Raw genomic sequence first — 24,826 nt, forward strand, 5'->3', positions numbered from 1 at the left:
CATGACAAAACACGATAAAGCGATAACTCTTGCTTTTACTGGCGCATCCGGTGCGCCTTATGGCTTGCGTTTACTTGAATGCCTTTTGGCGGCCGATTATCAGGTCTACTTGCTGATTTCATCGGCAGCACGAGTGGTATTGGCGGCCGAGCATGAACTCAAGCTACCTGCTGGGCCGGATGCGGCGAAACAAGCTTTGGTTAAACATCTTGGGTGTGACCCCGAAAAGCTGGTGGTGTGTGGCAAAGATGACTGGTTCTCGCCGGTTGCCTCTGGATCAGCAGCGCCGAAGCAGATGGTGGTGTGTCCATGTTCTGCAGGAAGCTTGGCTTCAATTGCACATGGCTTGTCGGATAACTTGATTGAGCGAGCGGCAGATGTGGTCATGAAAGAGCGAGGCCAATTGTTGTTGGTGGTTCGTGAGACGCCATTTTCGACGCTTCATTTAGAGAACATGCACAAACTCTCAACCATGGGCGTGACGATCATGCCTGCTGCTCCGGGTTTTTATCACCAACCTAAGTCGATCGAAGATCTGGTCGATTTTATGGTGGCGCGCATTCTGGACCATCTTGGTATCGAGCAAGGTTTAGTGCCACGTTGGGGTTACGATCAACGTAATTGATCCAAACTTGATAGCTTATTGTTAAAATTCGAATTACAATTCTGAACACTCATCGGGGAGCGAACCATTCAAATAATGAATGCGAGCTGAGATCAAGCATACGCTTGGGACCCGTAAACCTGAACCAGATAATGCTGGCGTAGGAATTGAGTTAGGAACAACCTCTACCGTTCTCCTCCCTCAAACCTGTGCCGCTCAGACCATGGAGAGCGTCCAGTGAAAATCACATTAACTACCCTTGCTGTAACTACAGCGATCTCTTTTTCTGCCTTCGCTGCAGACAACACTTTGACTGTATATACCTATGACTCTTTTGCTGCGGATTGGGGCCCTCGTCCTGCCGTTGAAAAAGCATTTGAAGAGAAGTGTGGTTGTGATGTGAACTTTGTCGCGCTTGAAGATGGCGTGTCTATTCTTAACCGTTTGCGTCTTGAAGGCGGTAACAGCAAAGCTGACATCGTGTTAGGTCTAGACAACAACCTAATGGCTGAAGCGAAAGCAACGGGTTTATTGGCTGAGCACAACGTTGATACTTCATCAGTAACACTGCCTAATGGTTGGGATGACAGCACCTTTGTACCTTATGACTTTGGTTACTTTGCCTTTGTATATAACACAGAGAAACTCGCAAACCCGCCTAAAAGCCTAAAAGAGTTGGTTGAGCAGCGTGATGATCTGAAGGTTATCTACCAAGATCCACGTACTTCAACACCTGGACAAGGCATGATGTTATGGATGAAATCTGTTTACGGTGATGAAGCAACGGCAGCTTGGAAGAAGCTAGCTCAGAAAACCGTTACGGTAACCAAAGGTTGGTCTGAAGCTTACTCTATGTTCCTAGAAGGTGAGTCTGACTTGGTTCTGTCTTACACAACGTCTCCGGCTTACCATATCATTGCAGAGAGCGATTCTAAGTACGCAGCAGCGAGCTTCGAAGAAGGGCATTACACTCAAGTTGAAGTGGCCGCTAAGGTTAAAGGCAGTAACAACGAAAAGCTTGCTGATGAGTTTATGGCCTTTATCCTAAGTGATGAATTCCAATCGGCGATGCCTACAGGTAACTGGATGTATCCAGTAACGGGTGTCGAGCTACCAAAAGGTTTTGAGCAGTTAACTGTACCGCAGAAGGCGCTGAGCTTTAGCTCTGAAGAGATCGCCGAGAAGCGCAAGCCTTGGATTCGTGAATGGCATAGTGCACTTACTTTCTAACGTACTTTTAAAAATTAGCTTTCTGTATTTAAAGATTCATTCGACATCAATTGAGTGAGCCATTTACGGTAAAAATCAATCTATGATAAAGAAAACACCTAAGGTCGGGATCTGGGTTGCGATACTCATTACCGCCTTCGTGGTTTCAGCAGTTGGGGCATTGCTTAGCAATGCCCCTTCTCTTGATATCAGCCAAGTATGGTCAGATCCTTACTATTGGCATGTAACGAAATTCAGCTTTTATCAAGCGACATTCTCAACAGTGCTGAGTGTTGGTTTTGCTATACCTATTGCGCATGCTTTGTGTCGTAGACAATTTTTTGGACGAGCCTTGTTATTAAGGTTGTTCGCGTCGACCTTGGTTCTGCCTGTGTTGGTCGGAGTATTTGGCTTGCTGGCGATTTACGGCAACAGTGGTTGGTTAGCTAAGTTCTTGGCGAACTTCGACATTGAGCTACCATTCTCGATTTATGGCTTGAATGGTATTTTGTTGGCGCACGTTTTCTTCAACCTGCCTTATGCCAGCCGTTTACTTCTGCAAGCGTTAGATACCGTGCCTGCCGAGCAGCATAAACTCTGTGCTCACTTAGGCATGAGCCATTGGAATAAATTTAAATGGGTTGAATGGCCGAGGCTAAGACAGCAATTGCCTCATGTGTGTGGCTTAGTCTTCATGTTGTGTTTCACCAGCTTTGCTACCGTGATGGCGTTGGGTGGTGGTCCGAAATCAACCACCATTGAGCTAGCCATCTATCAAGCAATCAAATTCGACTTTGACCTGCAAGCTGGCGCGTTGCTCGCGATATGGCAAATGCTGTTGTGTGGCGTATTAGCTGTGAGTATTCAGCGTTTGTCTAAGCCTATATCTGTGACGGCTAGTCAGCTGTCGGAAGAGAAGTATTTGGTCAAGGACAGCTGGTGGTCAAAAGCTTGGGATAGCTTTTGGATCATCATAGTCTCAATGCTGGTATTGCCGCCCTTAGCGATGGTTATTTTAAGTGGTATTAACTCTCAGGCGCTCACTGTACTGAGCAGCGAGCCATTTTGGGCTGCGTTAATGACCTCGGTTCGTGTTGCTGCCCTCGCAAGTATCATCGCTGTTGGTATTGGTATCACGATCCTTCTAACCAGTCGCGCATGGCGTTTGCAGAACAAGAACTTTAGAGCGGATAAGATTGAGCTGATTGGCACTATTATTTTGGTGACACCGGGCTTGGTGATTAGTACTGGCCTCTTCTTATTGCTACGTTCATTTACCGATGTGTTCAGCTTAGCTTTCTTTATTGTGATTGCCGTAAACAGTTTGATGGCGCTGCCTTACGTAATTAAAACCTTAGCTCAACCTATGCTGCATTTGTCTCAGCAGTACCAGTATGTGTGTGCAAGCTTAGGAATGACAGGGTTCACTCGCTTTAGGTTGGTGGAGTGGCGCGCATTACGTAAACCTATGGCACAAGCATTCTCAATCAGCTTTATGCTGGCGATGGGCGACTTAAGTGCGATTGCCTTGTTTGGTAGCCAAGATTTTAGAACTCTGCCTTTGTATCTATTCCAATTGTTAGGCAGCTATCAAATGGAAGCGGCGGCTGTGGTGTCAGTGAGTTTACTGTTGTTGAGTGTGGGCAGTTTTAGCCTGATTGAATTTTTGTTTACTCGAAGCTCAAAGCTAAAGAGTTAAGGAACCGATGATGTTAGTGATGAAAGATGTGGATTACCACTATCACCAAGAGTTGTTTAGTTTTGATTTCCAAGCCGAGCAGGGTGATATTGTTGCTCTGATGGGGCCAAGTGGTGCGGGTAAATCAACGCTACTCGCATTGGTTGCTGGGTTTATCGAGCCTACATCGGGTGAGATCTCAGTGGCTGGCCAGTCGCTTATTGGCAAAGAAGCACATCAGCGCCCATTGGCGATGTTGTTCCAAGAACACAACCTATTTTCTCACCTCACGGTGCGTGAAAATATTGGATTAGGCTTACATCCAGGGTTAAAGCTTACCGTAACCCAAAAGCAATCTGTGGAACAAGCCGCAGCACAAGTGGGTGTTGCTGAGTATTTGGATAGATTGCCTGAGCACTTATCAGGCGGTCAACGCCAGCGTGTCGCACTAGCGCGTTGTTTTGTTCAACCACACGACATTTGGCTGCTTGATGAACCTTTTTCTGCGCTTGACCCTGTGCTGCGGGAAGAGATGCTGAGCTTGGTAAAGCGATTAGCGGCAGAGCGCAATATTACCGTCTTGATGGTGACACACCATTTAGGAGATGCACGCAGCATTGCAAATAAGTTTGTTTTTGTGGCGCTAGGTAAGGTTTTGGTTGAAGACTCGATAGAGGTACTGACGGCGGAGCATCCACAGCCAGAATTAAGCTCATTTGTTAAAGCGGGTGAGTGACGATTTATCACTTTTGTTGGATATCTTTAATATTGAGTACGTAGAAAACAAAAAGACCTAGCATGCGCTAGGTCTTTTATTCACTCTATAAGTAAAGCGAGATAACGATTAGTCTTCTAGCTTTAGCTCTTTTAAGATTTGGAAGATCTCACGAGAAGACTTCGCAGGTTTGTTCGCAGATTTCTCTTTGTTAGCTTGGCGAGCTAGCTGACGAAGACGCTGGCGGTCTGCTTCAGGGTACATTTCCATGACTTCTGAAATAGCCGCATCACCTTCAGCAACAACACGGTCACGCAGTTGCTCAAGCTTATGTAGCTCAGCTGTTGCTTGTGAGTGTTTGTTGCGTACTTTATCCAAAGCCGCTTGAATTGGCTCAGGATCGACATTGCGCATTACTTTACCAATGTATTGAAGTTGACGACGCTTCGCTTCATTTTTAAAGCGTTGTGCATCTTTAATCGCTTGTGCCAAATCTTCAGACAGCGGAAATTTGTCTAATACAGAAGGCTTTAGACCAACAAGCTCTTCTCCCAGCTTTTGCAGGGCATCCATGTCCGTTTTCATTTCTGTCTTACTTACCCAGATGATTTCTTCTTCTGGTTCCCATGGGGCTTTTTGGTTTTTGCGAGCCATCTTTTCTGCCTATGTCACTATCTCAAACGAATATATTGCCTATTTTAGCAAGAATCTTGGGGAGAAAGCGAAATTCTTGTTATCCTACGTAATATTGACCTAAAAAATTAGAATAGATATGGATGTAAAACAGCAAGTCGCCCAGCAAAGAGTTGAGCTAGAAGCCGCAGTAGCTAAAGCGTTGGATATGGCATCAGTGAGTGCAGACGCAGCTGAGGTCGCTATTACTAAGTCAACGGGTTTAAGTGTTTCAACACGTATGTGTGAAGTGGAAAACGTTGAATTTAATAGTGATGGTGCGCTAGGTATTACTGTTTATCGCGGCCAGAAAAAAGGCAGCGCATCTACATCTGATCTGAGTGAAAAGGCCATTGCTCAAACAGTAGCGGCTGCGCTTGATATCGCTCAGTACACTTCTGAAGACCCATTTGCAGGTCCTGCAGCAAAAGAATACATGGTAAGAGAAATTCCAGATTTGGATCTTTTCCACCCTGATGAACCAAACCCTGATTATGCTGCTGAGATTGCGATTGCTGCTGAGAAGCAAGCGTTAGCTTATAGCGACAAGATTAAGCAGAGTGATGGCGCAAGCTACGACAGCCATTATGGCGTTAAGGTTTATGGTAACAGCCATGGCTTACTAGCAAGCTACGCTTCAAGTCGCCATAGCACGAGCTGCTGTGTGATTGGAGAAGGCGCTAACGGTGAAATGGAACGAGACTACAGCTACACCGTTGCACGTCACCGTGATGAGCTATGGACGCCTGAGCGCGTAGGTCAAGAAGCAGCAGAAAAGACCATTAGCCGTTTGGATGCGAAAAAGCTACCAACAGGCCAATACCCAATTATGTTTGCTAACGATGTAGCTACTGGCCTGATCGGTCACCTTGTGATGGCGATCAGTGGCGGTAACCTTTACCGCAAGTCGTCATTCCTATTGGATCATCTAGGTCAGAAAATCCTACCGGACTGGTTTAATATTTCTGAGCGACCACATATCCTGCGAGGTTTGGCTTCAAGCCCGTTTGATAGCGAAGGTGTGTTCACTCAAGATCGTGAAATCATCACTGACGGTGTGCTAGCTACTTACTTACTAACGAGCTATGCCGCACGTAAAATGGACATGACACCAACAGGCCATGCGGGTGGTATTCATAACTGGTTTGTTAAATCGACCGGCCAAAACTTTGAGCAGATGCTAAAAGAGTTAGGGACTGGCTTCCTAGTCACTGAAGTGATGGGCCAAGGCGTAAACACCGTAACGGGTGATTATTCACGTGGCGCTGCAGGTTTCTGGGTTGAGAACGGAGAGATCCAATACCCAGTATCGGAAGTGACGATTGCGGGTAACCTAAAAGACATGTTTACTCAGATTGTTGCAGTCGGCAACGACGTAGAAACACGTTCTCAGATTCAAACGGGTTCTATCTTGCTTGAGTCAATGAAAGTCGCAGGTGAGTAATTCAATTAACACTAATTGATGAATTAAAAAAGGGAGCCAATGGCTCCCTTTTTGTTTTCTGTATGTCGCCAAAAATTGGCTAGCTGCTTCTGCTAACTAGATCAGTATGGTGGCTAAGCCTAAGAACACAGATAGGCCAATAACATCGGTTACGGTGGTCAGTGCCATACCGCCAGCAAGGGCTGGATCGATATTCATTTTCTTCAGCATCACCGGGATGGTTACACCGGCAATACCAGCCACTATCAAGTTGGTCATCATCGCTGCTGAGATGATGCCTCCCAGTATCCAGTTACCTTTCCAAGCGACCACGATACCGCCAATGATAACGGCCCATAGAACGCCGTTTAGGAAGCCGATTGCCGCCTCTTTGAGTAACAGTTCGCGTTTGTTACTGTCACCGATATGACCGAGTGCCAAACCACGAATCACTAAAGCAACGGTTTGGTTACCGGCAACACCACCCATTGAAGGTACGATAGTCATCAGTACTGCTATCGCTGCCATTTGGTCGAGCGTTGCTTCAAACATATTCGATACCGATGCTGCAGCAAGTGCCGCGAGTACGTTAGCACCAAGCCACACACTACGACGACGAGCGGATTTTACGACTGGTGCGAAGGTATCTTCGTCATCGTCCATACCCGCCATACTCATCATTGAGTGTTCAGCATCTTCACGGATAACATCAACCACGTCATCGATGGTGATACGACCAACAAGGTGTTGATTGCTATCGACTACTGGCGCTGAAACCCAATTGCGACGTTCGAAAAGGCTCGCAATATCTGAAGCGCTGGTTTCAACCGCGATCGCTTCGTCGGCATCCTCCATCACTTCGGAAACTGCCACATCAGGCTGAGTCGTTACTAGTGTGGTAAGCGATAGGTTACCGATAAGACGTTCTTCTTCATCAATAACATACAGAGCGTCAGTTGCATCGGGCAGTTCGCCACGCATACGCATGTAACGCAATACAACGTCAACATCGACATCACCACGAATCGTGATTACGTCGGTATTCATGATCGCACCCGCTGAATCTTCAGGGTACGACAGGGCGGTTTCAACTAATGCACGATCAACAGAGTCCATTTGAGAAAGGACTTCGCGAGAAACATCGTCGGGTAGGCTTCGAAGTACGTACGCGACGTCATCGGTTTCCATACCTTCGGTTGCTTCTGCTAAGGTCTCCGGTGCCATTTTTGACACAAGAGCATCTTTGACGTCTTCGTTTAGTTCATCAAGAATTTCACCGTAGTCTTCAGGGTCGGTGAGTTGCCAGAGTACGTCACGACTTTTGCGAGGGGAGGCTTCTAAAAGGTGTGCAATATCCTCAGGTTCCATGTCCTGAAGTTGTCGGCGTACGTGAACAAATCGGCCGTTTTCTAGGGCTTCGCTGACTTCTTGGAGGGTTTGGTGAGCTTGGTCGAATTCTAATTGCTCTGCCATATTTTCCTCCTATCTCATTATTCTAACAATGTTTGGAATAGTAACTTAATTCTGGGGCTTATTTAAATCATAAACTTAGATAGAACTAAGATTTAATATTGGTTGGTTCACTGTTTGAGTCTTATGTGTTGTAAGTGAAGCGTTTTCGCTACTCACCCTCATCAAACTTGTCTTCAATGAGATGACAGACGGCATCAAGCGCTTGCTGTGAATCGGTGCCTGCAGCTTGAATAGTAATATGTTGCCCTTGCGCTGATTCCAGCATAAGTAGCCCCATCACACTGTCTGCAGTTGCGATTTTATCTTCTTCGCTATGGATAGTGATGGTTGCATCAAAGCTTTGGGCAAGCTCAACCAATTTTACGGCTGCTCTAGCGTGAAGACCCAAGCGATTTTGGATCAGTACAGTTCGAGTTAATTCCATGGTTAGCCCTGTTGGTGCTTCTCTAGGGAGGCGTGTCTGATTTGAACTTGATGACCTAGTTGATCGAAGTACTCACCAATTTTTTGAGTTAGATAAACCGAGCGGTGTTTACCGCCAGTACAACCAATCGCGACCGTTAGGTAACTGCGATTATTCTTCTCCAACATTGGCAACCACTGTTCAACAAAGCCTTGGATCTGTTGCTTGAGCTCAAGAACTTCTGCGTGTTTTTCTAGAAAAGAGTGAATTGGAGCATCAAGACCTGTTAAAGGCCGTAGTGCTGGTTCCCAGTGAGGGTTCGGCAAAAAGCGAACGTCGAACACATAGTCGGCATCACTTGGTAGGCCGTATTTAAAACCGAAAGATTGAAAGACAATGATTAGCTCTTGCTTCTCTTTGCCTTCAACTTTAAATCGAACCTTTTCGCTCAATTCGTAGAGGTTGCAGTCACTACTATCAATCACAATGCAGGCTTGCTCTGCGAGAGGTGTTAGGAGTGTCTTTTCCAAATCAATCGCTTGCTCAAGAGATAATTTTTCTTGGCCGATCGATAACGGGTGGATTCTGCGTGTTTCGCTGTAGCGCTTGAGTAACGTCTGCTTGCTTGCATCGAGGAACAAGACGTTCACATCAATGTTGGTTGCAGACTCTAGCTGCTCTAGCATTTCTGTTACTAGCTGAGGCTCTTTCGGTAGGTTACGAATATCAATGCTAACCGCGACGTTTTGATTGATCTCACGTACCGATTCGACAAAGTCGTTGAGCAGGTTTACTGGCAGGTTATCGACGCAGTAATACCCCAAGTCTTCAAGGACTCGTAGCGCAACACTTTTACCGGCCCCAGATTGGCCACTAACAACGATTAACCGCATGTTATTGCTCGCAAGTTGGCACTTGAATCATGATGTCGTAAAGCTCTTGATCGCTTTGAGCGTTACGCAACTGTTTCAGAGTCTGCTTATCGTTTAGTCGCTCTGCCATACAAGAAAGGGTTTTTAGATGCTCCTTACATTGTTCACTTGGAACAAGCAGGGCAAATAGTAGGTCGACAGGACGATTATCAATCGCATCAAATTCGATGGGATCTTGGCATTGCAGTAATACAGCAATCGCTTTATCACTGACATTCATACGAGCGTGGGGAATAGCAATGCCATTACCAATGCCTGTACTGCCCATTTTTTCACGGCTCAACATGCACTCAAACAGTTCTGTTGAATCTTGACCACAGCTTTCTGCTGCGATCTGACTGATGAGCTCAAGGGCTCTTTTTTTGCTTGTGCATTGGACTGCACTTTTGGTGCAGTCCAATGAAAGTACTTCGCTTAATTGCATGTTAGTGACTACTTAGCTTTTCTTTGTGCTTGTTGAGTTGGCGGACGAGTTTATCAACCAATGAATCAATCGCGGCATACATGCTTTCATCTGTTGCTGTCGCATGGATTTCCCCCTGATTTATATGCAGGGTAGCTTCTGCGATTTGATTGATTTTCTCAACTTTTAAAACAACCTGAACGCTATTGATATGATCAAAGAAGCGCTCAAGTTTGTCGAATTTGGTGTGAACATAGTCTTGCATTGAATCGGTAAGATCAACGTGATGGCCTTGAATATTGATTTGCATAGACTTTCCTTTTCAGTTGGTTGCCTGATCATAGTTGCTAAGTAACTAGCGACTAAATGAGCTTATAGCAGGCGTTTACGCTGACTCGATGGGGCAATGCCCAGAGACTCACGGTATTTCGCTATGGTACGTCTAGCTACCTGAATTCCTTGGTCAGCCAGTAAAGCAGCAATCTTACTATCACTTAGAGGCTTCGCGGTGTTTTCCGCTGCGACAAGCTTCTTAATGAGTGCGCGAATTGCTGTAGATGAACATTCACCGCCATTGTCAGTGCTGACATGGCTTGAGAAAAAGTATTTGAGTTCGAAGATTCCACGTGGTGTGTGCATGAATTTTTGAGTCGTCACACGAGAGATCGTGGATTCGTGCATATCAACAGCTAACGCAACATCATTCAGAACCATTGGCTTCATCGCTTCTTCGCCATGTTCGAAGAAATCACGTTGATGTTCAACAATGCATCGCGCAACTTTGAGTAGCGTCTCATTTCGACTCTCTAGGCTTTTAATTAGCCACTTTGCTTCTTGCAAATTTGAGCGGATGTATTGATTGTCGGCGCTGTTGCCTTTACTACCCAGATCAGCGTACTGCTGATTTACTTTCAGTTTAGGCACGCTATCAGGGTTAATGGTCACTAACCATTTGCCAAGGTCTTTGAAGACAGATACATCCGGGACCACATACTCAGTTTCATCCGGAGTAATCTTACTGCCAGGGCGAGGGTCCAGCTGTTGAATAAGCTGCAAAACTTCACGTAGTTCTGCTTCTTTCAACTTGGTCTCTTTGATAACCAATTTGTAATCACGGTTACCAAGTTGGTCAATATGGCTAGTAAGTACTAACTTAGCTTCGTTGAGCCAAGGAGTATCTTGAGGGAAGGTTGCCAGTTGCAGTAATAAGCAATCTTGCAGATTGATTGACCCGACACCTAGCGGGTCAAATTGTTGAATTCGTTTACGTACGGCTTCAATTTCATCAAGCTCGATCTCTTCATTGTCGAAGTTTTCAAGGATGTCTTCACAAGTTACAGTGAGGTAGCCATAGTCATCGATGGCATCAATCAACGCGAAAGCTATGCTTCGGTCGGTGTCAGTGAATGGTGTTAGATCGAGTTGCCAAAGTAGGTAATCGTGCAGGCTTTGAGTGGTTTCACCTTGGTAAACAGGCATGTCGTCATCAACTGCAATACCTGTATTACCGGTGTTTGCGCTGTAGACGTCTTCCCAAGTTGTGTCGATTTCTAGTTCGTTGCCAATCTCTGATTTTTCGATTAAGTCTGAACTATCAGGTAAGTCTTGCTCTGTGGCTTCAACGGTTTCTTTTTCGTCACTGCTAGGTTTTTCTTCCGATGTTGGCGTGTCTTCATTGCCTTCTTCGACATCGAGTAGTGGGTTAGATTCAAGTGCTTCTTGAATCTCTTGTTGCAAATCTAAAGTAGACAATTGCAACAAACGAATCGCTTGCTGCAATTGAGGAGTCATTGCTAACTGTTGGCCTAGCTTAAGTTGTAATGAGGGTTTCATTCAGTGTGACTTACCTAGTTATTATTCTTAGAACTCTCGATACTCTCTATATAATCATAGACGGAATTGTTCGCCTAGATAAACTTGTTTAACTTGTTCGTTATTGAGAACATCTTCAGGAGTACCTTCAGCGATTAGGTGTCCTTGGCTTACGATGTAAGCTTTTTCACATACGTCTAGTGTTTCACGAACGTTGTGGTCGGTAATCAAAACGCCCAAGCCACGATCGCGTAGGTGAACAATGATTTTTTTGATATCGATAACCGAGATCGGGTCAACACCAGCGAACGGTTCATCCAGAAGAATGAACTGCGGGTTTGCTGCTAGTGCGCGAGCAATCTCAACACGACGACGCTCACCACCCGACAGAGCCATACCATTACTGGTGCGGATATGTTGGATGTGGAATTCTTCAAGCAGGTCTTCCAATTTATCTTGACGCTGTTCATTGGTCATCTCATCACGGGTTTGTAATACCGCCATGATGTTGTTCTCAACTGACAACTTACGGAAAATCGATGCTTCTTGCGGTAGATAACCGATACCAAGACGAGAGCGACTGTGCATTGGCAAGATACTGATGTCTCGGTCATCAATGCTGATGGTGCCCTCATCACGCGCAACTAAACCAACAATCATATAGAAAGACGTGGTTTTACCTGCACCGTTAGGCCCAAGCAGACCAACGATCTGGCCTGACTCTACCTGCAAGCTTACATCGGTTACTACCTTACGCTTGCTATAGGTTTTCGCTAGGTTTTTTGCTTTAAGAACAGCCATCGCTACTTATTCACTTCCGTTGGTTGTAAAACCGTTGACACTCGTTTGTTTTCACCACTGTCAGCGACTAATTTCTGAGAACCGATCTGGTAAGTGATCTTAGAGCCGCGAATGATACTGCCATCTTGAGATAGCATCGCATTCTTGGTCATGATCAGTTTGTCGGCAACAAGCTGGTAATGCAGGTCGTCAGCTTCACCGTAGAGTGTCTTACCATCGTCAGTAAGCTGAGAGAAGGTTGCTGGCTTACCGAAGCCTTGAATTTCTTCAATCTCGCCGTTTACGGCGTTGCGGGTAACAATAACCTTATCGGCATTGATATTGATGCTGCCTTGTTTAAGGTTTACATCACCAAGAAAGGTTACTTGATTACTTTTCATATCCAATTGCTGGCTGTCTGAGTCAATGTAGACAGGTTGCTCGCTATCCGAAGAAAGGGCATAGACATTTGGTGCCGCAAGGGTCAAAGCGAATAAACTAAGGTGTAAGAGTTTCATATCTACCTTGAACAGAATTAAAGAGGGTTGCATTGTTGGTACCGAAGTTACCTTTCATTGCTTGTCCCTCAGTTTCAAAAAATGTACCGATCATATGGACCGGAGTCTCTGAATAAAAATCTCGGCTAGGCAGCTCAACAACCATTTTATCTGTAGTCATTGTATCGAAGCTGGCTTCTGGCAATAGGTTCTTTGCCACGACGTTGTCATAAAAAGTGACAACTTGATTCTCATCCATAATCGCGCGATCAGCGGTGACTTGCCATTCAATCGTGTGTCCTTCTCGGAATACCGAAAGAACCGGGTTTTGAAAGTGCGTATCGCCAACCACTGAGTAATGTTCTAAATACGTCGATTCAACCTGATAGCTACGAATACCGCTTTCGTCATAGCTAATGTTGTTTAGGCTTTTGCCACTAAACGCGGGCAGCTCCAAATTTGGAGCTACTTGTATCGTTGATGTTTGCTCTTTGTCGTACAGGTAATAGGTCGACCAAGAGGCAATAAATATTAGTATTAAATAGATAATACGAGTAAAACTCATATGCTTAAACCTTTATGCACGTCGAGTTCATTTCTTGCTTGTAAAATAAGGTCGCAAACTTCACGTACCGCACCATGACCACCGTTAATGGTTGTCACGTAGTTTGCTCGCTTTGCAAGTAGCGGGTGACCATCTGCTACACAGACCTTCAAGCCAACTTTTTCCATCACAGGCCAGTCGATCAGATCGTCGCCGATGTAACCTGTGTTTTCAGGATTTACAGAAAGCTTATCGCAAATATCCTGGTATGCCTTAACTTTATCGTCTTGGCCTTGATAAATCAGCTTGATGCCTAGAGCAGTCATTCGATTCTCAACAATTTGAGATTTACGACCAGTGATGATCGCGATTTTAATACCCGCGTTCATCAGTGATTTAATGCCGTAACCGTCACGAGTGTGAAAGGTCTTCAGCTCTTCACCGTTGTTGCCCATGTAGATGCGACCATCAGAGAATACACCATCGACATCGCAAATTAGTAGTTTGATCTCTTTTGCTACTGCGAATACATCAGCATCTACTGTGCCGTATAAGGTTTCGACTGTCTGTGTCATTACATTACTCCTGCTTTCAGTAAGTCATGCATGTTTAAGGCTCCAACCAGCTTACCTTCATGGCACAACATCAGGCCATTGATGCTTTTAGCTTGCATCAAGTTTAATCCCTCTACTGCGAGCATGTTTGGTTCTGCTACAGTTGGGTTAAGTGTCATTACGTCGCCGATCTGCGTGTTATGAATATCAACGCGCTTGTCTAGGATTCGGCGTAAATCACCATCGGTAAAAATACCGGCCATTTGGCCATCTTCACCAACGATGGCTGTCATGCCCAAGCCTTTTTGAGATATCTCTAACAGAGCATCTCGTACTAGCGCATTTGGTGCAACAACAGGGAGTGCATCTCCTGTGTGCATGATGTCGTCTAGTTTTAACAGCAGTTGACGACCTAAAGCGCCACCTGGATGAGACAATGCAAAGTCTTGAGCGGTAAAGCCTCGAGCCTGCAAAAGTGCAACGGCTAATGCATCACCCATAACCAAAGTCGCCGTGGTACTGGTTGTTGGTGCTAAGCCCAGTGGACACGCTTCTTCCGGTACTGAAATTTGTAAATGGATATCAGACAAGGTCGCCATGTTTGATGCTGGCTTACCTGTCATGCTGATGATCTTGATGTTCAGACGCTTTAATACAGGGAATAGGCTGAGGATTTCTCCCGATTCGCCTGAGTTGGATATTGCGATCACAATATCGCCAGGTTCGATCATGCCTAAGTCGCCATGCGCTGCTTCTCCTGGGTGCACAAAGAAAGCAGATGTCCCGGTACTTGCTAACGTTGCTGCTATTTTGTTGCCAATGTGGCCTGATTTACCCATGCCCATCACAACGACTTTGCCTTTGTTGTTCAGGATAAGGTCGCAAGCTTTACAAAAATCATCATTAAAATATTGGTCTAATTGAGTGAGACCTGCAACTTCGGTTTCCAAAACTTGTTTTGCAACGCTGCGGTAATCAAATGGCTGAGACATCAAATACTCCAAGTACGGGAAGTTAAATCAACAATTAAGCCGACATGTTCATTAGTAGGTAACTTTGGTAGGCCACAAACGTGATAATTAACACTCCGCCTTCAATACGATTCACGCTACGAGATTTTCCTAGTGCCATAACAACAAGCAGTAGCGATACGCCTAGCATTACCCAGAAGTCACGACCCATAGCGAACTCGCTCAAGATCGAAGGGTTTAGGATGCCCGGGATACCCATAACAGCAAGGATGTTGAATACGTTTGAGCCAATGATATTACCCACGGCCATATCATCTTCACCCTTCATAACACCAGCAAGTGATGCGGCAAGCTCAGGCAGACTAGTACCTACGGCAATGATAGTTAGACCTATGACAAGATCGCTCATGCCAAAATATTTCGCGATGATTACCGCATTATCTACCAGCATATCAGCAGCCAAAGGCAGGATGATCAGGCCAATCACGACCCACATTGCGGCTTTAGGGTTGCTTACACCCTCTGGGATTTCTGATTCTTGTTCATCAAGGAAAGCATCGCCGTTCTTTTTCTCGCTGCGGCTGATTTGCAACATAGCAAACAAAAACGCGGCAAAAAGAACAAACAACAACACGCCTTCATAGAAGCCTAAATGGTTATCCCACAGTAGGGCGCCCGCTAGTAGAGTAACACCGATCATTAATGGTAGTTCACGACGAATCACGCCTGAGCTAATAGATAATGGCTTAATCAGTGCTGTAATACCTAAAATCAGCGCGATGTTGGCGATGTTTGAACCTAAAACGTTACCAACGGCTGTATCTGTTTTGCCATCAAGGGCTGCTGTTGCAGAAACCATCATTTCAGGAGCCGAAGACCCCATTGCTAAGATCGTCATACCGATAACTAGTGGTGAAATACCGAAGTTGCGAGCAAGAGCTGCGGCACCGTAAACCAGCTTATCTGCACTCCACACCAAAAAACCTAGACCGATAATAAGAAACGCAATCGCTTCAAGCATGATGATTCCTAAAAAATTAATAAAAACGGAGAATTAACCGCTAATTTTGACCTGTTGCTAGATAAAAGGGAAGTCACTCGGCAAATTAATTACCAGTTAGCTGGCAAGAAAGAGAGCTCAATAGATAATTTTCTAATGCTTTCAAATTCCTGCATAGATTCCTGTTTAATATGAATTAATTGAACAGTGCTTTTAATTCTAAAGTAGACTCATTATTATTGCAGCCATAATTGGCGTTTTTTAAAGCAAGGAAACAACAAAAATATGTTGAACACTGAGCTTGTGAAAGTTAAGAACCTCAGCTTTTCACGCGGTGATCGCGTTATCTTTGATGATATAAGTTTAGAGGTTCCTCAAGGTAAGATAACCGCAATTATGGGGCCGTCAGGGATTGGTAAAACGACCTTGTTGCGTTTGATTGGCGGACAGTTGCCGCCAGATGGAGGCGAAGTCTGGTTTGATGGCGACAACATCCCTGCATTATCACGTCGAAAGCTGTATCAAGCACGAAAAAAAATGAGCATGCTTTTCCAGTCGGGTGCACTTTTTACGGATCTTAATGTCTTTGATAATGTGGCATTTCCACTACGCGAACACACTGAACTGAATGATAAATTCATTCGTACCATCGTATTACTTAAGCTTGAGGCGGTAGGGTTACGAGGGGCAGCACAGTTAATGCCAAGTGAATTGTCTGGCGGTATGGCGAGACGAGCGGCGTTGGCTCGGGCGATCGCATTGGATCCAGAACTTATCATGTACGATGAACCGTTTGTTGGCCAAGACCCAATCACCATGGGTGTTTTGGTTGAGCTTATTCGTAACCTCAATCAAGCGTTGGGCTTAACCTCGATTGTCGTTTCTCACGATGTTCCAGAAGTAATGAGTATTGCGGATTGGGTTTACCTCATGGCAGATAGCAAAATCATTGCTGCGGGAACGCCTGAAGAGTTGTACAACAACGACGATCCGAGAGTGCAGCAATTCTTACAAGGTGAAGCGGATGGTCCGGTGCCGTTTAGATTCCCTGCGCAAAGTCTAGAAAAGGATTTGTTTTAATATGATAGCTAAAACTATTGCGGGTGTCGGTAGACGTACACTTGCGATTTGCGAGTCATTTGGTCGAGCAAGCCTGATGTTATTCGGGGCGTTGTTTGGCATCCCGAGACTAAAAAACTTCCCTTTATTAGTAAAACAACTTTATAGCGTTGGCGTTCAGTCATTGGCTATTATTTTAGTTTCGGGTCTGTTCATTGGCATGGTACTCAGCCTGCAAGGTTATGTCGTGTTAATCGACTACGGCGCAGAGGGGAACCTTGGTCAGATGGTCGCTCTTTCTCTGTTACGAGAGCTCGGTCCTGTAGTGACAGCGCTGCTGTTTGCAGGTCGCGCAGGTTCTGCGTTAACGGCTGAGATTGGCTTGATGAAGGCTACAGAGCAGATCTCCAGCCTTGAGATGATGGCCGTTGACCCTCTTAAACGCATTATTGCACCACGACTTTGGGCCGGGCTTATCTCAATGCCATTGCTTGCTATGATCTTTATGGCGGTAGGCATTTGGGGCGGTCAGTTAGTGGGTGTTGATTGGAAAGGCATTGACCACGGTAGTTTCTGGTCTGCGATGCAGTCTTCTGTTGAGCTAGGTCGAGATATTGGTAACAGCATGATCAAGTGTATGGTCTTCGCTATCACCGTAACTTGGATCGCACTTTTCAATGGTTACGATGCGGTACCGACCTCAGAAGGTATCAGTCAGGCAACCACACGCACAGTAGTGCACTCTTCTCTAGCGGTATTAGGGCTAGATTTTGTTCTTACCGCATTGATGTTTGGGAATTAATCATGCAACAAACTCGAAAATTAGAATTATGGGTCGGCACCTTTGTTATTGCCGGAATTTGCGCAATCTTAATCATGATCTTTCAAGTCGCTGACGTAAAAGGCATAGGTTCGAACCATACTTACAATCTCAAAGCGACCTTTGACAACATTGGTAGCCTAAAGGTTCGTTCTCCGGTGAAAGTGGGGGGCGTGGTTGTTGGCCGAGTTCAAAGTATTGAGCTTGATACCGAGAGCTACCTGCCGGTGGTTAAATTGTCTATTGATTCGAAGTACTCACAATTTCCTGATACCTCTAGTGCTCAAATTTTAACGTCAGGTTTAATCGGTGAGCAGTACATCAGTTTGGTTCCAGGCTTCATTTTTGACGATGAAGAGATGCTGGTCGATGGGGATTCTATAGAAGATACTAAATCGGCATTGGTACTCGAAGATTTGATTGGCCAAGTGCTGTATAGCGTTGGCGGCTCTGATGACAATAAAGCTGAGGAATAAGAGGATGTTGAAAACGATGAGTCACTTAAAAACATGGTTTTTCGCTGTAATGGCCTTGTTGATTTCTACTCAAGCTTTTGCGGATACGACTATTGATAAAACGCAGCCTTACCAAATGATGACGCAAGTCGCTGAGGTGGCATTTGAGCGCTTAAAGAGCGAACAAGACAACATTCACCAAGATCCAGAACTCCTTAAGGTGATCGTGGAAGAAGAGTTGATGCCTTATGTGAATGCACAATATGCGGCACTTAAGTTATTAGGGCCAAATCTGAAAGGCGCGGATAGAAAAGATGTCCATGTATTTATCGACTCATTCCGTAAATACTTGGTTTCTTCTTACGCGCAAGTACTGACTCAATATTCAGACCAAACCATCGAGTTTGGCCCTGAACCAAAAATCAAAGCGGACAGCCGTATTACCAGTATCAAGGTAGATATCATTGATTCGCCGCGACCTAACATCAAGCTTGAATTTAAACTTCGTAAAGACAAAAAATCTGGCGAGTGGAAGGCATTTGATATGGTTGCGGAAGGGATTAGCCTGTTGTCGAGCAAGCAATCGGAGTGGAATACTAAGGTTCGTCAAGAAGGCATCTTACAGGTTGCTGACGAGCTAGAGAAATTAGCAGCACAACCGATTCGTTTTGAGAGTAATAAATAATGAGCCATTCTCAATGGCAAGCACTAAGCTCTAAAGAATATCAGCTGCTCGGCGATATCGACCGAGACAGTGTCCCTGCAATCTGGCGTATATTGGAAAAGTGGCAAACGACGGAATCGAGCGTTGAAATTGACCTTAGCCATATAAATCGAGTCGATTCAGCAGGAATGGTGATGCTAATTCACTTATTAGAGCATGCAAAAAATCAAAACTGTCATATAATGCTCAGTTTCGTGCCAGAACAATTACGAACGTTGTTCCAATTGAGCAATATCCAGCCAATGATGGCAGAACACATAAAAAATTAGGCAGGAGCTATTTGTGGACAGCACAAAAGTACAAGAATTATTAGCAGAGGCACTGAACCTTCAGGAAATTTTCGTGAAGGGTGAAGGCAGTCATTACGAAGTTGTTGCGGTTGATCCATGTTTTGACGGCATGAATCGAGTTAAGAAGCAGCAACTAATCTACGGCCCACTAATGGAATACATTCAACGTAATGACATCCATGCTCTTTCTATTAAGGCTTTCACGCCAGAAGAGTGGGAACGTGATAAGAAACTGATGTCACTTTAAGGTTTATGATGGAAAAGTTTCGAGTTATTGGATCGGACAAGCCGCTAAGCGGTGAAGTGACGATCTCAGGCGCAAAAAATGCAGCGCTACCTATCTTATTTGCTTCAATTCTTGCTGAAGAGCCAGTTGAAGTGAGTAATGTTCCTCACCTACGTGACATCGATACTACGATGGAGCTACTAAAGCGTCTCGGCGCAAAAGTATCACGTAACGGTAGTGTTCATGTTGATGGCAGTGAAATTAATGAGTTTTGTGCGCCTTACGATTTAGTAAAAACAATGCGTGCATCTATCTGGGCTTTAGGTCCTCTAGTCGCTCGTTTTGGTGAAGGCCAAGTATCACTTCCTGGTGGTTGTGCAATTGGTGCTCGCCCTGTTGATTTGCATATCCATGGCCTAGAGCAACTAGGTGCGACCATTAAGTTGGAAGATGGTTATGTGAAAGCAAGTGTTGATGGCCGTTTGAAAGGCGCGCACATCGTGATGGATAAAGTAAGCGTTGGCGCTACGATTACTATCATGTGTGCAGCAACACTAGCGGAAGGTACAACAGTACTCGATAACTCAGCGCGTGAGCCTGAGATTGTTGATACGGCTGACTTCCTAAACAAACTAGGTGCTAAAATTTCTGGCGCAGGTACAGATACGATTACTATCGAAGGCGTTGAGCGTCTTGGTGGTGGCCAACACTCTGTGGTTGCTGACCGTATTGAAACGGGCACTTTCCTGGTTGCTGCTGCTGTTTCTGGCGGTAAAGTGGTTTGTCGCAACACCAACGCTCATCTTCTTGAAGCTGCCTTAGCGAAGCTTGAAGAAGCGGGTGCGAAGGTTGAAACGGGTGAAGACTGGATCAGCCTTGATATGACGGGTCGTGAACTGAAAGCGGTGAAAATCGTAACGGCACCTCACCCTGGCTTCCCAACCGATATGCAAGCACAGTTTACTCTGCTTAACATGATGGCGAAGGGCAGTGGTGTTATCACTGAGACTATCTTTGAAAACCGCTTTATGCACATTCCTGAGTTACAGCGAATGGGCGCAAAAGCGGAAATCGAAGGCAACACGGCTATCTGTGGTGAGACGGAAAAACTGAGCGGCGCTCAAGTAATGGCTACGGACCTTCGCGCATCTGCGAGCCTTGTGATTGCTGGCTGTATTGCTCAAGGCGAAACCATCGTTGACCGTATTTATCACATCGATCGTGGCTACGATAAGATTGAAGATAAACTGTCAGCCTTAGGCGCAAACATTACACGATTTAGTGAGTCGAACTAACCTAGGTTAGTGGATTCATGAATCAGTAAGATGAAAACATAAAAGTCGGAACCTTGGTTTCGGCTTTTTTATAGTTGTATTTACCGCAAGTGAACCTATTGCTCATTTTTGCGCGAATAGATGAATCAACTTGGCGGTCGGTGAGGAACAAAATGATAGCAATATTACGTATTTTCGCAGTGGCGATATTTGCGATTCTTATGTTTGTATTTGGGTGTGGTTACTGTTTACTAAGCCCGCGCAACCCAAAACACGTATTTACCTTTGGCCGCTATTTCGGTCGCATGTCGAAGATCTTCGGCATGAAGTTAGAGCTTCGCATCCCAGAAGATGCCTACTCTCGCGGCCAACATGTTTATGTGGCGAACCACCAAAACAGCTGGGATCTATTCACGATTTCATCAGCGGTAACGCCTAAAGTGGTGACGGTTGGTAAGAAAAGCCTAGTGTGGATGCCTCTATTTGGTCAGCTTTACTGGCTGACGGGTAACATCCTAATCGACCGTGCTAACCGCAGCAAAGCGGTGGGTACCATTGATCAGGTAGTGACAAGCCTAAAAGAGAGCGACGTTTCAGTATGGATGTTCCCTGAAGGGACTCGTTCTCGTGGCCGTGGTTTATTGCCATTCAAAACGGGTGCTTTCCATGCTGCAATCGGCGCAGGCTTACCGATTATCCCTATCGTGTGTAGCTCAACAGGTGGCGTGAAGCTAAACCGTTGGAACAACGGCCATGTGATTGTTGATATGCTGCCACCTATCAGCACAGAAGGTTACGACAAGTCTAATGTTCGTGAACTAGCGAACTTAGCTCGTGAGCAGATGGCTGCTAAGCTTGAAGAATTAGATAAAGAAGTGGTTGAGCTTAATAAGAAATAATCATCTAAGCGAAACGATGAACAATAAAAAAGGTTGCCAATTGGGCAACCTTTTTTGTATCTGATAAACGCTCAGCATTATGCCTTATTCGTTTACTAGAAACCGTTTATTCTAGATATTAAAACCTATTTGCGAACCGCAATAGCTTCGATCTCAATACCTACATCTTTTGGCAGACGTGCTACTTCAACACATGAACGTGCAGGGTAGTTTGCAACACCGTGCTCATCAAAGAACTTGCCGTAAACTTCGTTTACTGTACCGAAGTCGTTTAGGTCTTTAACGAATACTGTTAGCTTTACGATGTCTTTTACAGTTAGGCCTGAAGCTTCTACAACCGCTTTAACGTTGTCTAGAGATTGGCGAGCTTGCTCTGCGATATCAGCAGATACTTCACCAGTTGCTGGGTTTACTGGGATTTGACCAGAAGTCAGTACCATGTTGCCAAGGTCAACACCTTGTACGTATGGGCCGATTGCAGCTGGAGCAGATTCTGTGTGAAGTACTTTAGTCATTGGTTTATTCCATCAGTTATTAGATAAAAATCAATTTTCAGTGTGCCTTCAAACTTTGGATAGGTAAAGAGCAAAATACCCCGCATAGGCGAGGTATTTGATAGTTTTTACATTCGGTCAGCGTTGCCGTATGGCGTTATCTTTCTGTCACGATCTCGCGAGAGAATACCTTTTCGCAATACTTACACTTTAATCGAATATCTTCTTTCTTTTCAAAGATCTTAAAGCTGCTTTCAACCGGTTCATTGTGAGTAATACAGTTGGTATTTGGGCACTCGAACACATCGTTGATTTGCTCAGGAAGTTCTAATGCTAACTTCTTAACCACTTCGTAATCTTCGATTTGGTTAACGGTCGCGTGAGGTGCGTAAAGTGCCAGCTTGCTCGCCTGTTCTTCGGTGATAAACACATTCTCAATCTTGAGTAGGTCTTTTCCGCCTAGTGCAGAAGACGGCAGATTTAGGCCAATCGTCACACGCTGATGAGAGTTGTGCATGTCGAACAGTTTTAGCACTTTGATCCCGATGTTAGCTGGGATGTGGTCGATAACAGTACCGTTTCTGATTGCTTCAACTTTTAATTGAGTCTCTTTAGACATGATATCTCTCCTCTACAGCGTTTCGTTAAGAACAAGGGCTAGTAATGCTTCACGCGCGTAAACACCATTCTCTGCTTGCTGGAAGTAGTAAGCGTAAGGTGTTTTATCGACATCGATAGTAATTTCATCAACGCGAGGAAGAGGGTGTAGAACCTTCAGGTTATCGCGTGCATTTTCCAGCATTGAAGCGGTCAGGATGTACGCTGATTTGATGTGCGCGTATTCTGACTCATCGAAGCGCTCTTTTTGAACTCGAGTCATGTACAAGACATCAAGCTCAGGAATCACATCTTCCATGTCCGTCAATAGTTGGTACTTGATGCCCGCTTCATCAAGCTCTTCGCAAATGTAGTCTGGCATCGCTAGTGCTTCTGGTGCCACGAAATAGAAACAGATGTTGTCGAACTTCGCTAGCGCTTGCGTCAACGAGTGAACTGTACGGCCGTACTTAAGGTCACCAACAAATGCCACGTTAAGGTTATCTAGGCGGCCTTGTGTCTCGGCGATAGAGAATAGGTCTAATAACGTTTGTGTTGGATGTTGATTTGCGCCGTCACCTGCGTTAATAACTGGTACACCGTTTGAGAACTCAGAAGCCAGACGCGCTGCGCCTTCTTGAGGGTGACGCATTACGTAAGCGTCAACGTATGAAGAGATAACCTGTACCGAGTCCGCTAGCGTTTCGCCTTTCTTTGCCAAAGAAGTGTTACCACCACTGTCGAAGCCAATCACGTCACCACCGATGCGTTGAATCGCAGTTTCAAAAGAGAGGCGAGTTCGCGTAGAAGGTTCGAAGAAGCAGCTGGCAACAACTTTGTTCTTGATGAGTTCTGGGTTTGGTTCAGCCTTTAGCTGACCTGCCGTTTGAACAATTAATTCTAGCTCTTCACGAGAAAGCTCTGGAATTGAGATGATGTGCTTTTGATAGAGCGAATTCGCCATGATCTTCTTCCCCACAATAATGTATTGGCCATAAAAAAGCCCCCCATAATGGGAGGCTTTAAAAAAGTGCTGAAAAGCAGAATAGACGGCCTGGTAAGCATCTTAGCTTACGAGCAATATTTGGTGTTTTCACAATATTGGTTGGCGTCATTTTCACTACTCTCAGACAAATTGCCGAGAATTATACGCTTTCAATTTGTGAGCGCAAGCGATTACATCAAGCTTTTGTTTACTTTCAATATTCGCTATTGGCCCAGTGTCGCAACCATTACCGCTTTGATGGTGTGCATGCGATTCTCAGCTTCATCAAACACAATTGAGTAATCCGATTCAAAGACTTCGTCAGTGACTTCTAAACCGTTCATTCCATACTTGTCTGCGACTTGCTGGCCGATTACGGTTTCATTGTTGTGGAAAGCAGGTAAGCAGTGCATGAATTTCACTTGAGAGTTACCAGTGAGCTTAATAACTTCCATATTCACTTGGTAAGGCGTCATAACAGCAACACGTTCGTCCCAAGCTTCTGGCGCCTCGCCCATCGAGACCCAAACATCGGTGTAAAGGAAATCACAACCTTTAACACCTTCAGCAACGTCTTCGGTTAACGTGATTTTAGCACCTGTACTTTGCGCGATAGCTTGGCACTCTTCAACGAGCTGTTCTTCTGGCCAAAAGGCTTTTGGCGCGACAAGGCGAATATCCATACCCATTTTCGCAGCACCGACTAAAAGTGAGTTGCCCATGTTATTACGAGCGTCACCTAGGTAGGCAAAGCTGATTTGATGTAGATGTTTACCGCGACCATGCTCAAGCATAGTGAGGAAATCAGCCAAGATCTGAGTCGGATGGAATTCATCGGTTAGGCCGTTCCAAACCGGCACACCAGCGTATGCGCCAAGATCTTCGACAGTGCTTTGACCAAAGCCACGGTATTCAATGCCGTCGTACATACGACCTAATACACGAGCCGTATCTTTCATTGATTCTTTCTGACCAATCTGAGAACCAGAAGGGCCTAGATAAGAGACTTGAGCACCTTGATCAAAGGCCGCTACCTCAAAAGCACATCGAGTTCGTGTTGATGCTTTTTCAAAGATCAAAGCGATGTTTTTACCGTTAAGCTTTTTCTGCTCTGTTCCTGCATACTTAGCTTTTTTTAGATCAGCAGACAGATCGAGTAAAAACTGAATCTCTTTAGGAGTAAAGTCGAGAATTTTTAGAAAGTTACGATTGCGAAGATTAAAGGCCATCTCTCGCTCCTTGCGAATATAGAATCAATGAAGAACTCAGTTAAACATAAAGATGCTATATTTGTGAATATTTATTTTATTAATTTAATAAAAAAGGCCAGTAA

30 protein-coding genes and 1 riboswitch are annotated in these 24,826 nt (G+C 45.0%); of the genes, 13 read left to right on the forward strand and 17 right to left on the reverse strand.

Annotation, left to right across the window (positions count from 1 at the left end; all coding sequences use genetic code 11):
* Position 1: 1 nt before the first annotated feature.
* The 4 genes from CWO13_RS21230 to thiQ all read left to right on the forward strand — a co-directional run bounded on the left by CWO13_RS21230 (position 2) and on the right by thiQ (position 4,227).
* A complete protein-coding gene (locus CWO13_RS21230) occupies positions 2–625 on the forward strand; it encodes a flavin prenyltransferase UbiX (protein WP_102432491.1) in 624 nt (207 codons plus the stop codon).
* Positions 626–668: 43 nt separating this feature from the next.
* Positions 669–788: riboswitch (TPP riboswitch) on the forward strand.
* Positions 789–841: 53 nt separating this feature from the next.
* Entirely contained in the window at positions 842–1,834 is a 993-nt protein-coding gene (thiB, locus tag CWO13_RS21235) for a thiamine ABC transporter substrate binding subunit (RefSeq protein ID WP_108083453.1), read from the forward strand.
* An 82-nt stretch (positions 1,835–1,916) separates the two neighbouring features.
* Entirely contained in the window at positions 1,917–3,512 is a 1,596-nt protein-coding gene (gene thiP / locus CWO13_RS21240) for a thiamine/thiamine pyrophosphate ABC transporter permease ThiP (RefSeq protein WP_170960880.1), read from the forward strand.
* Positions 3,513–3,522: 10 nt separating this feature from the next.
* A complete protein-coding gene (gene thiQ / locus CWO13_RS21245) occupies positions 3,523–4,227 on the forward strand; it encodes a thiamine ABC transporter ATP-binding protein (RefSeq protein ID WP_102432493.1) in 705 nt (234 codons plus the stop codon).
* Between the two features lie 108 nt (positions 4,228–4,335).
* Here thiQ and yjgA read toward each other — a convergent pair whose 3' ends face one another.
* The gene (yjgA, locus tag CWO13_RS21250) at positions 4,336–4,860 is read right to left on the reverse strand and encodes a ribosome biogenesis factor YjgA (RefSeq protein ID WP_017058909.1); all 525 of its coding nucleotides are present in this window, start codon (positions 4,858–4,860) and stop codon (positions 4,336–4,338) included.
* Positions 4,861–4,978: 118 nt separating this feature from the next.
* On the opposite strand from yjgA, the gene pmbA reads away from it, so the two are divergent.
* Positions 4,979–6,322, forward strand: coding sequence for a metalloprotease PmbA (gene pmbA / locus CWO13_RS21255; protein ID WP_102432494.1), 1,344 nt, complete (start codon positions 4,979–4,981; stop codon positions 6,320–6,322).
* 96 nt (positions 6,323–6,418) lie between these two features.
* Here pmbA and mgtE read toward each other — a convergent pair whose 3' ends face one another.
* The 12 genes from mgtE to CWO13_RS21315 all read right to left on the reverse strand — a co-directional run bounded on the left by mgtE (position 6,419) and on the right by CWO13_RS21315 (position 15,691).
* Positions 6,419–7,774 (reverse strand): magnesium transporter, encoded by a 1,356-nt coding sequence (gene mgtE, locus CWO13_RS21260; protein WP_048605905.1) that lies wholly within the window; start codon positions 7,772–7,774, stop codon positions 6,419–6,421.
* A gap of 148 nt (positions 7,775–7,922) precedes the next feature.
* The gene (locus tag CWO13_RS21265) at positions 7,923–8,198 is read right to left on the reverse strand and encodes an HPr family phosphocarrier protein (RefSeq protein WP_048659270.1); all 276 of its coding nucleotides are present in this window, start codon (positions 8,196–8,198) and stop codon (positions 7,923–7,925) included.
* A 2-nt stretch (positions 8,199–8,200) separates the two neighbouring features.
* Complete coding sequence (rapZ, locus tag CWO13_RS21270; protein WP_048659269.1) at positions 8,201–9,070, reverse strand: RNase adapter RapZ; 870 nt, start codon at positions 9,068–9,070, stop codon at positions 8,201–8,203.
* A gap of 1 nt (position 9,071) precedes the next feature.
* Positions 9,072–9,533: a PTS IIA-like nitrogen regulatory protein PtsN gene (gene ptsN / locus CWO13_RS21275; protein ID WP_004738707.1), complete on the reverse strand. Its 462-nt coding sequence runs from the start codon at positions 9,531–9,533 to the stop codon at positions 9,072–9,074.
* A 1-nt stretch (position 9,534) separates the two neighbouring features.
* The gene (gene hpf / locus CWO13_RS21280; protein WP_009847742.1) at positions 9,535–9,822 is read right to left on the reverse strand and encodes a ribosome hibernation promoting factor; all 288 of its coding nucleotides are present in this window, start codon (positions 9,820–9,822) and stop codon (positions 9,535–9,537) included.
* 62 nt (positions 9,823–9,884) lie between these two features.
* Positions 9,885–11,345, reverse strand: a complete 1,461-nt coding sequence (locus CWO13_RS21285) for an RNA polymerase factor sigma-54 (RefSeq protein ID WP_019821454.1) — start codon at positions 11,343–11,345, stop codon at positions 9,885–9,887.
* Positions 11,346–11,399: 54 nt separating this feature from the next.
* Complete coding sequence (gene lptB, locus CWO13_RS21290) at positions 11,400–12,125, reverse strand: LPS export ABC transporter ATP-binding protein (RefSeq protein WP_004735304.1); 726 nt, start codon at positions 12,123–12,125, stop codon at positions 11,400–11,402.
* Between the two features lie 2 nt (positions 12,126–12,127).
* Positions 12,128–12,622, reverse strand: a complete 495-nt coding sequence (gene lptA, locus CWO13_RS21295) for a lipopolysaccharide transport periplasmic protein LptA (RefSeq protein ID WP_004735305.1) — start codon at positions 12,620–12,622, stop codon at positions 12,128–12,130.
* The gene (gene lptC, locus CWO13_RS21300; RefSeq protein ID WP_004735306.1) at positions 12,603–13,166 is read right to left on the reverse strand and encodes an LPS export ABC transporter periplasmic protein LptC; all 564 of its coding nucleotides are present in this window, start codon (positions 13,164–13,166) and stop codon (positions 12,603–12,605) included. The genes lptA and lptC overlap by 20 nt, the downstream gene beginning before the upstream one ends.
* Positions 13,163–13,720: a 3-deoxy-manno-octulosonate-8-phosphatase KdsC gene (gene kdsC / locus CWO13_RS21305; RefSeq protein ID WP_102478655.1), complete on the reverse strand. Its 558-nt coding sequence runs from the start codon at positions 13,718–13,720 to the stop codon at positions 13,163–13,165. The genes lptC and kdsC overlap by 4 nt, the downstream gene beginning before the upstream one ends.
* Positions 13,720–14,691 (reverse strand): arabinose-5-phosphate isomerase KdsD, encoded by a 972-nt coding sequence (kdsD, locus tag CWO13_RS21310; protein ID WP_102432495.1) that lies wholly within the window; start codon positions 14,689–14,691, stop codon positions 13,720–13,722. Before kdsD ends, kdsC begins: the two co-directional genes overlap by 1 nt.
* A 34-nt stretch (positions 14,692–14,725) precedes the next feature.
* Positions 14,726–15,691, reverse strand: coding sequence for a calcium/sodium antiporter (locus tag CWO13_RS21315; RefSeq protein ID WP_048659266.1), 966 nt, complete (start codon positions 15,689–15,691; stop codon positions 14,726–14,728).
* A gap of 264 nt (positions 15,692–15,955) precedes the next feature.
* Here CWO13_RS21315 and mlaF point away from each other — a divergent pair, with 264 nt between their 5' ends.
* The 8 genes from mlaF to CWO13_RS21355 all read left to right on the forward strand — a co-directional run bounded on the left by mlaF (position 15,956) and on the right by CWO13_RS21355 (position 21,417).
* Entirely contained in the window at positions 15,956–16,750 is a 795-nt protein-coding gene (gene mlaF / locus CWO13_RS21320; RefSeq protein ID WP_102478656.1) for a phospholipid ABC transporter ATP-binding protein MlaF, read from the forward strand.
* A 1-nt stretch (position 16,751) separates the two neighbouring features.
* On the forward strand, positions 16,752–17,531 hold the full coding sequence (mlaE, locus tag CWO13_RS21325) for a lipid asymmetry maintenance ABC transporter permease subunit MlaE (RefSeq protein WP_017632286.1): 780 nt from the start codon (positions 16,752–16,754) through the stop codon (positions 17,529–17,531).
* A gap of 2 nt (positions 17,532–17,533) precedes the next feature.
* Positions 17,534–18,025 carry an outer membrane lipid asymmetry maintenance protein MlaD gene (gene mlaD / locus CWO13_RS21330; RefSeq protein ID WP_048662139.1) on the forward strand — a complete coding sequence of 164 codons (492 nt, stop codon included), beginning with the start codon at positions 17,534–17,536 and terminating at the stop codon, positions 18,023–18,025.
* A 49-nt stretch (positions 18,026–18,074) separates the two neighbouring features.
* A complete protein-coding gene (locus CWO13_RS21335) occupies positions 18,075–18,689 on the forward strand; it encodes an MlaC/ttg2D family ABC transporter substrate-binding protein (protein WP_258186400.1) in 615 nt (204 codons plus the stop codon).
* Entirely contained in the window at positions 18,689–18,997 is a 309-nt protein-coding gene (locus tag CWO13_RS21340) for an STAS domain-containing protein (protein WP_004735315.1), read from the forward strand. The genes CWO13_RS21335 and CWO13_RS21340 overlap by 1 nt, the downstream gene beginning before the upstream one ends.
* A gap of 13 nt (positions 18,998–19,010) precedes the next feature.
* Positions 19,011–19,265 (forward strand): BolA family iron metabolism protein IbaG, encoded by a 255-nt coding sequence (gene ibaG, locus CWO13_RS21345; RefSeq protein WP_017058924.1) that lies wholly within the window; start codon positions 19,011–19,013, stop codon positions 19,263–19,265.
* An 8-nt stretch (positions 19,266–19,273) separates the two neighbouring features.
* Positions 19,274–20,539 (forward strand): UDP-N-acetylglucosamine 1-carboxyvinyltransferase, encoded by a 1,266-nt coding sequence (gene murA, locus CWO13_RS21350; RefSeq protein WP_017058925.1) that lies wholly within the window; start codon positions 19,274–19,276, stop codon positions 20,537–20,539.
* A 152-nt stretch (positions 20,540–20,691) separates the two neighbouring features.
* Entirely contained in the window at positions 20,692–21,417 is a 726-nt protein-coding gene (locus tag CWO13_RS21355) for a 1-acylglycerol-3-phosphate O-acyltransferase (protein ID WP_102432498.1), read from the forward strand.
* Positions 21,418–21,542: 125 nt separating this feature from the next.
* On the opposite strand, the gene CWO13_RS21360 is transcribed toward CWO13_RS21355, so the two are convergent.
* The 4 genes from CWO13_RS21360 to CWO13_RS21375 all read right to left on the reverse strand — a co-directional run bounded on the left by CWO13_RS21360 (position 21,543) and on the right by CWO13_RS21375 (position 24,722).
* Positions 21,543–21,932 carry a RidA family protein gene (locus CWO13_RS21360; RefSeq protein WP_004738682.1) on the reverse strand — a complete coding sequence of 130 codons (390 nt, stop codon included), beginning with the start codon at positions 21,930–21,932 and terminating at the stop codon, positions 21,543–21,545.
* A gap of 136 nt (positions 21,933–22,068) precedes the next feature.
* The gene (gene pyrI / locus CWO13_RS21365; protein ID WP_017632290.1) at positions 22,069–22,530 is read right to left on the reverse strand and encodes an aspartate carbamoyltransferase regulatory subunit; all 462 of its coding nucleotides are present in this window, start codon (positions 22,528–22,530) and stop codon (positions 22,069–22,071) included.
* A gap of 12 nt (positions 22,531–22,542) precedes the next feature.
* Positions 22,543–23,472 (reverse strand): aspartate carbamoyltransferase, encoded by a 930-nt coding sequence (pyrB, locus tag CWO13_RS21370; RefSeq protein ID WP_048659262.1) that lies wholly within the window; start codon positions 23,470–23,472, stop codon positions 22,543–22,545.
* A gap of 245 nt (positions 23,473–23,717) precedes the next feature.
* On the reverse strand, positions 23,718–24,722 hold the full coding sequence (locus CWO13_RS21375; RefSeq protein WP_108083455.1) for an ornithine carbamoyltransferase: 1,005 nt from the start codon (positions 24,720–24,722) through the stop codon (positions 23,718–23,720).
* Between the last annotated feature and the right edge of the window lie 104 nt (positions 24,723–24,826).

This window comes from Vibrio sp. ZF 223 (assembly GCF_003050585.1).
Taxonomy (GTDB): Bacteria; Pseudomonadota; Gammaproteobacteria; order Enterobacterales; family Vibrionaceae; genus Vibrio; species Vibrio crassostreae.

Coding starts and splice junctions, on each gene's coding strand:
- CWO13_RS21230 (WP_102432491.1), top strand. CDS start 2: ATGACAAAACACGATAAAGCGATAACTCTTGCTTTTACTGGCGCATCC.
- thiP (WP_170960880.1), top strand. CDS start 1,917: ATGATAAAGAAAACACCTAAGGTCGGGATCTGGGTTGCGATACTCATT.
- thiQ (WP_102432493.1), top strand. CDS start 3,523: ATGTTAGTGATGAAAGATGTGGATTACCACTATCACCAAGAGTTGTTT.
- yjgA (WP_017058909.1), bottom strand. CDS start 4,860: ATGGCTCGCAAAAACCAAAAAGCCCCATGGGAACCAGAAGAAGAAATC.
- pmbA (WP_102432494.1), top strand. CDS start 4,979: ATGGATGTAAAACAGCAAGTCGCCCAGCAAAGAGTTGAGCTAGAAGCC.
- mgtE (WP_048605905.1), bottom strand. CDS start 7,774: ATGGCAGAGCAATTAGAATTCGACCAAGCTCACCAAACCCTCCAAGAA.
- CWO13_RS21265 (WP_048659270.1), bottom strand. CDS start 8,198: ATGGAATTAACTCGAACTGTACTGATCCAAAATCGCTTGGGTCTTCAC.
- rapZ (WP_048659269.1), bottom strand. CDS start 9,070: ATGCGGTTAATCGTTGTTAGTGGCCAATCTGGGGCCGGTAAAAGTGTT.
- ptsN (WP_004738707.1), bottom strand. CDS start 9,533: ATGCAATTAAGCGAAGTACTTTCATTGGACTGCACCAAAAGTGCAGTC.
- hpf (WP_009847742.1), bottom strand. CDS start 9,822: ATGCAAATCAATATTCAAGGCCATCACGTTGATCTTACCGATTCAATG.
- CWO13_RS21285 (WP_019821454.1), bottom strand. CDS start 11,345: ATGAAACCCTCATTACAACTTAAGCTAGGCCAACAGTTAGCAATGACT.
- lptB (WP_004735304.1), bottom strand. CDS start 12,125: ATGGCTGTTCTTAAAGCAAAAAACCTAGCGAAAACCTATAGCAAGCGT.
- lptA (WP_004735305.1), bottom strand. CDS start 12,622: ATGAAACTCTTACACCTTAGTTTATTCGCTTTGACCCTTGCGGCACCA.
- lptC (WP_004735306.1), bottom strand. CDS start 13,166: ATGAGTTTTACTCGTATTATCTATTTAATACTAATATTTATTGCCTCT.
- kdsC (WP_102478655.1), bottom strand. CDS start 13,720: ATGACACAGACAGTCGAAACCTTATACGGCACAGTAGATGCTGATGTA.
- kdsD (WP_102432495.1), bottom strand. CDS start 14,691: ATGTCTCAGCCATTTGATTACCGCAGCGTTGCAAAACAAGTTTTGGAA.
- CWO13_RS21315 (WP_048659266.1), bottom strand. CDS start 15,691: ATGCTTGAAGCGATTGCGTTTCTTATTATCGGTCTAGGTTTTTTGGTG.
- mlaF (WP_102478656.1), top strand. CDS start 15,956: ATGTTGAACACTGAGCTTGTGAAAGTTAAGAACCTCAGCTTTTCACGC.
- mlaE (WP_017632286.1), top strand. CDS start 16,752: ATGATAGCTAAAACTATTGCGGGTGTCGGTAGACGTACACTTGCGATT.
- mlaD (WP_048662139.1), top strand. CDS start 17,534: ATGCAACAAACTCGAAAATTAGAATTATGGGTCGGCACCTTTGTTATT.
- CWO13_RS21335 (WP_258186400.1), top strand. CDS start 18,075: ATGGCCTTGTTGATTTCTACTCAAGCTTTTGCGGATACGACTATTGAT.
- CWO13_RS21340 (WP_004735315.1), top strand. CDS start 18,689: ATGAGCCATTCTCAATGGCAAGCACTAAGCTCTAAAGAATATCAGCTG.
- murA (WP_017058925.1), top strand. CDS start 19,274: ATGGAAAAGTTTCGAGTTATTGGATCGGACAAGCCGCTAAGCGGTGAA.
- CWO13_RS21355 (WP_102432498.1), top strand. CDS start 20,692: ATGATAGCAATATTACGTATTTTCGCAGTGGCGATATTTGCGATTCTT.
- CWO13_RS21360 (WP_004738682.1), bottom strand. CDS start 21,932: ATGACTAAAGTACTTCACACAGAATCTGCTCCAGCTGCAATCGGCCCA.
- pyrI (WP_017632290.1), bottom strand. CDS start 22,530: ATGTCTAAAGAGACTCAATTAAAAGTTGAAGCAATCAGAAACGGTACT.
- pyrB (WP_048659262.1), bottom strand. CDS start 23,472: ATGGCGAATTCGCTCTATCAAAAGCACATCATCTCAATTCCAGAGCTT.
- CWO13_RS21375 (WP_108083455.1), bottom strand. CDS start 24,722: ATGGCCTTTAATCTTCGCAATCGTAACTTTCTAAAAATTCTCGACTTT.